Here is a 4114-nt window from a genome sequence, read left to right as displayed (position 1 = left end):
TTGACGCTGACGTTCATGGTGCCCTGGCGCGGCAAGCCGCGTAGCGGACGATCGAGGTCTTGCCCCTTGTTCACTGGACGTCGTTTAGCCATGCAGGTGGCCCTAGCGATTAGGTCACTTCGTTGGAAGGGTGGTCGTTTGCTCCACCGTTGTGCTGACCTTGGCCTGTGCTTTGGGTTCCACGCTGATCTGCCAACCCATCACAGCCAGCAACATCGCACCCGCTCCCAGCGCCGCTGTCCACAACTTGTGGACGATGCCACCTCCCTTAGTTGCGCCCTCAAGTTGCTGAAAGCGGTTCTTGTGCCCGTTGACCGGCTTTTCAACGGCCTCGAATCTGCCCACGTATGCTTGTCGAGTGATGCTCGCTTCTTCCAATTTGCCGATGCGGCTCTCGTGGGCATCGCTGCGGCGGTTAGCTTCATCGAAGCGGGCATTGATGTTCTGGAAGCCATCACCCACCCGTTGATCGAGGCGGATAAGAAGGTCGCGCATATCCTGCGGGATCGCGGGCGGTGCCGGTGTCGGCATTACGACGCGCCCATGTAGCTATCAATGATAGCGATGAGGATTGGAGCACCGGGAACCGATGCGCGGACAAGCCATGTAAGTGCCACGCTCTTCACTGCATCAACGCGCCATGCGGCCTTCGCGAAGCCCCAAGCATTGGTCCCAAGGAATTTCACAAAAGCGCCAAAGGAGCGGTCAGTCTTCGCGGCCTGAACAGCCGTCTCGTTCTCTTCCATTGTTCACCCTGAGATGCGCTGAAGCCGTCTCCCTTTCTTAGTTGTTGGTCAGGTATTCGACGTACACGCGGTTCATGCTGAGCGTGATTGGCGCGCTGGTAGTGCCGGTTGAAACCCACGCGGCAGGGTAGAGTAGGCCGTTGTAGCTGAGGTTTCCGCCCCAGCCATAACCAGCGAATTGGTAGCCCAGCTTCACTTCCGACATTGCCGGATAGCTGATGAAGGTGAACGTAACCGTCTCACCATCCAGAGTAGCGTTGATGTTCTCTTGGCTGCGCGACATGGTGCCAGAAGCCCCACGCGAGAAAGCGTAGAGCTTGGTGTCACCAGCATCCGCACCGACGCCAACGACGCTCGTTAGGGTTGCGGTGTTCACGTTGCCGGGAACAACCGGATTGCCCACTAGGCCGACGAACCATCGCTTGCCAGCTGCGAAGTCCTTGATGCTTGCGCGGATAGTCACCACGAAGCCACCAGTGTTTGACTGGTTGCTCGACACTACCGGCGCGGTGCCAATCCATGCTGCCTGTGAACCCACTGCCGCGTCTGTGACGTAGTTCAGGGTAGGTTCTGCGAGCCAGCGGCTATTCGAGATCGGCTGAGCCGTTGGAGTGCCGGCCGTGATGAACGGCATCGCGTTTGCGTCAAAATCGAGACCGTTGCTCGCCTGCCACCTACGAGTGCTCGCAAAGCCCTCATGGATGCCCAGATAGCGATTGCCCGGTAGCGTGTATTGATCGGTGATCTGGAGGAACGGATAGCCCGCTTCCTTCCTTGGCTTCACCACGACGCCATCTAGCTGGAAGCCGTAATCTGCCGTGCGAACGAGCATCTGAGCATTACCACCGAGAGTGGTCGCAGTGTTGCGGTATAGGATCGAGGTGTTTGCGCCGGGAACGCTCAGAGTGGCTGTGCCAGATGCACCAGTATCGCCCTTGTCGCCCTTGTCACCCTTGTCACCCTTATCGCCTTTGACACCGGGCGCACCGTCCTGGCCATTAAGTCCGGGAGCACCTTGATCGCCGGTATCGCCTTTGTCTCCCTTGTCGCCTTTCTCGCCGGGTGCGCCATCTACGCCATCACGACCAGCTAGACCCGGCTCGCCGGGATCACCTTTGTCGCCTTTGTCGCCTTTGGCACCGGCTGTGCCATCGCGTCCGTCCTTGCCGTCAATGCCGTCACGACCCGGAAGGCCATCAACACCGTCGCGACCAGCGGGACCGCGCTCGCCATCAACGCCATCGCGACCGGGTGAGCCATCAATGCCATTTGTGCCATCACGGCCAGTCAGACCCGGCTCACCGGCAGGACCACGTTCACCGCGCTCGCCCTGAGCGCCATCGGCTCCGTCTTTGCCGTCCGCGCCATCAATTCCGTCGCGACCAGCTGGGCCAGTCTCTCCGGGATCGCCCTTGTCGCCTTTGGGTCCGCGTTCACCGGGTTCACCGCGCTCGCCACGCTCACCGGGAAGGCCGGCCTCACCAGTGTCGCCCTTATCGCCCTTGTCACCCTTCACGGGATACAAACCCTCCGTCACCTCGATGACGTGAATGTCCCCACTCTGAGTGACGGTTACGGTTTCGCTTAGTGGTGTAGTCATTATGCCACCCTGAGTGCGTTTACCGCACCTTCTCTGATTGGAATGATTTCGCCCGCTGGGGCTGGTGGGACGATGTAGAATGCGTATTCCATCGTCGTGTCGTCACGAATGAAACGCACTTGTTCGTTGGTAATCTGAATTAGGATGCTCTTGCTTGCGTCATCCCAAGTGAGGCCATTACCCAGCGACAGCTTGAGCTTGGTGCGGCCCTCATCCAGAACGACGAAGTAGGCTTCTCCGATCTCACGAGTAATGGGGGTGCCGTCAGCTAGCCGAAGCTGCCAAATGCGATTGAACACCAGCGAGCCTTCGGCTGCGGTGCTGTAACTTCTTAGTTCAATGTCTCGAATCTCGACCATGCTGGAGACCTCCCGCCATATTTAGCGGGAGGTCTCTGCATGTCAGCGTCAGCTTGGCTTGTAAGGCTTGTTGTTTGTTGCCTGATGGAACACGAACCAGCCAGTGCCAGCGTTCGCGCTTTTTGCTTCTTCTGCCGACTTCTTCGCGTTGAAGTAGTTCTCAGCGATGTTGTAGGCGTTCGTCAGGGCGGTTGAGCTACGTCCCATGTCCATGAGCAATCCGGGGCCAGCTAGGAACTGGTCCATTGATTGACCATCGCGAGACTGGACGTTGCCATACTGATCGTGGCAAGTATCCCAGGATGGGCTTGGTCTGCTCTGTGCTGCCGAGACCGCTGCCATGTTCTGTGGCAGGGAAGCTACGTTACCCGATGCTGCGTTGATCTGAGCAACAGTCCAGAGTGGCGTCAGATATTCCGTGCCATCTTCTGCGTTAATCAGCATACCCTCAGTCAGCCTACCGATGATGCGCTTCTCGTGCGAGAGGACCAGCCAGTCGATAACAGCCTTGGCCTTAGCCGACGCTGCGCTGATTGCCTGATTGAAGCCCAGCTTGTGAGCCGCATGTAGTGCGCTCAGCCAATAGCCGACCATGAAGTCGTGCGTGTAAACGCTGTCGCCACGGCAGGTCGTAATGCCGAAACGGGAATTCGACGCATAGACAGCCTTGTTGCCGTCGATGCTGGTGCCGGTGCGGATATTCGTTGGCGGGTTCAGGAAGCCGGGGTTTGCGTCGTAGTGCTTGTCGTAGAACGCCTCTAGGTCGAAGATCACCCAATCAAGAATCTCGTCGCGGCTGTAAAGGCGCGACGAGTTGGACGAAGCAGTCTTCCAAAGAAGCGCAGCGTGCATGTAGGTCCAAGCTGTCTCACGATCGCCGATGACGTTCACGTCATCATCGTTGAGGATGTAGTTGGAATACAAGCGCGGCATATCGCTGAACTTGTGGCCCATCATTGCGAACTCAGGTGTCTGGAATAGCAGCGAACCCCAGTGCGGGAATTGATGCGAGTGCGCCTTATCAATCATGTTCGTGCCGAAGATCGGCTTCTTGGGATCGGTGCCGGATCCGGGAACCCTCACTCGGAGTGGGTTGCTACCAGCCATCCACTCGTAGGTTCGACCGCCCTGAACATACCATGCCTGGCTCTCATGGATCGAGGCTTCGCCGTAGCCGTAATAGTGCTTACGAAGCCTGATGTTCCTGGGCGCGTTGCCAGTGCCCTTGTAGAGCGGACGAGCGCGGCCATTCTCCATTCCGTAAACCGGATCGCTCGCGTAGCCAGTGAGGTAATCCAGAGCTATTTGCTTCATCGAGCGGCCGTCGAATGGACGCGTCGAGTTCACATCGCGAGCATAGACAGCGACCATTTCAGGCATAATCTGACGGTCATCGCGCGTGCCGCCCG

4 protein-coding genes and 1 pseudogene are annotated in these 4114 nt (G+C 58.2%); all 5 read right to left on the bottom strand.

The genetic code is table 11. From position 1 onward, the window contains the following. Nucleotides 1-114 precede the first annotated feature (114 nt). Nucleotides 115-531 carry a hypothetical protein gene (locus tag XM50_RS00540; protein ID WP_156167033.1) on the bottom strand — a complete coding sequence of 139 codons (417 nt, stop codon included), beginning with the start codon at nt 529-531 and terminating at the stop codon, nt 115-117. Further along, nucleotides 531-746: a hypothetical protein gene (locus XM50_RS00535; protein WP_046406480.1), complete on the bottom strand. Its 216-nt coding sequence runs from the start codon at nt 744-746 to the stop codon at nt 531-533. The genes XM50_RS00540 and XM50_RS00535 overlap by 1 nt, the downstream gene beginning before the upstream one ends. 37 nt (nt 747-783) lie before the next feature. Further along, the gene (locus XM50_RS19335) at nt 784-2346 is read right to left on the bottom strand and encodes a hypothetical protein (protein WP_082102587.1); all 1563 of its coding nucleotides are present in this window, start codon (nt 2344-2346) and stop codon (nt 784-786) included. Next, a complete protein-coding gene (locus XM50_RS00525; protein ID WP_046406478.1) occupies nt 2346-2705 on the bottom strand; it encodes a hypothetical protein in 360 nt (119 codons plus the stop codon). The genes XM50_RS19335 and XM50_RS00525 overlap by 1 nt, the downstream gene beginning before the upstream one ends. 48 nt (nt 2706-2753) lie before the next feature. Next, nucleotides 2754-4114, bottom strand: a pseudogene (locus XM50_RS20290) (hypothetical protein); the annotation flags it as partial.

Origin of the sequence: Sphingomonas sp. Ag1, from assembly GCF_000980895.1 — a bacterium.
Lineage (GTDB): Bacteria > Pseudomonadota > Alphaproteobacteria > Sphingomonadales > Sphingomonadaceae > Sphingomonas > Sphingomonas panaciterrae.
The sequence above is the reverse complement of the archived record's forward strand: the minus strand, read 5'-3'. Positions and strand labels throughout refer to the sequence as shown.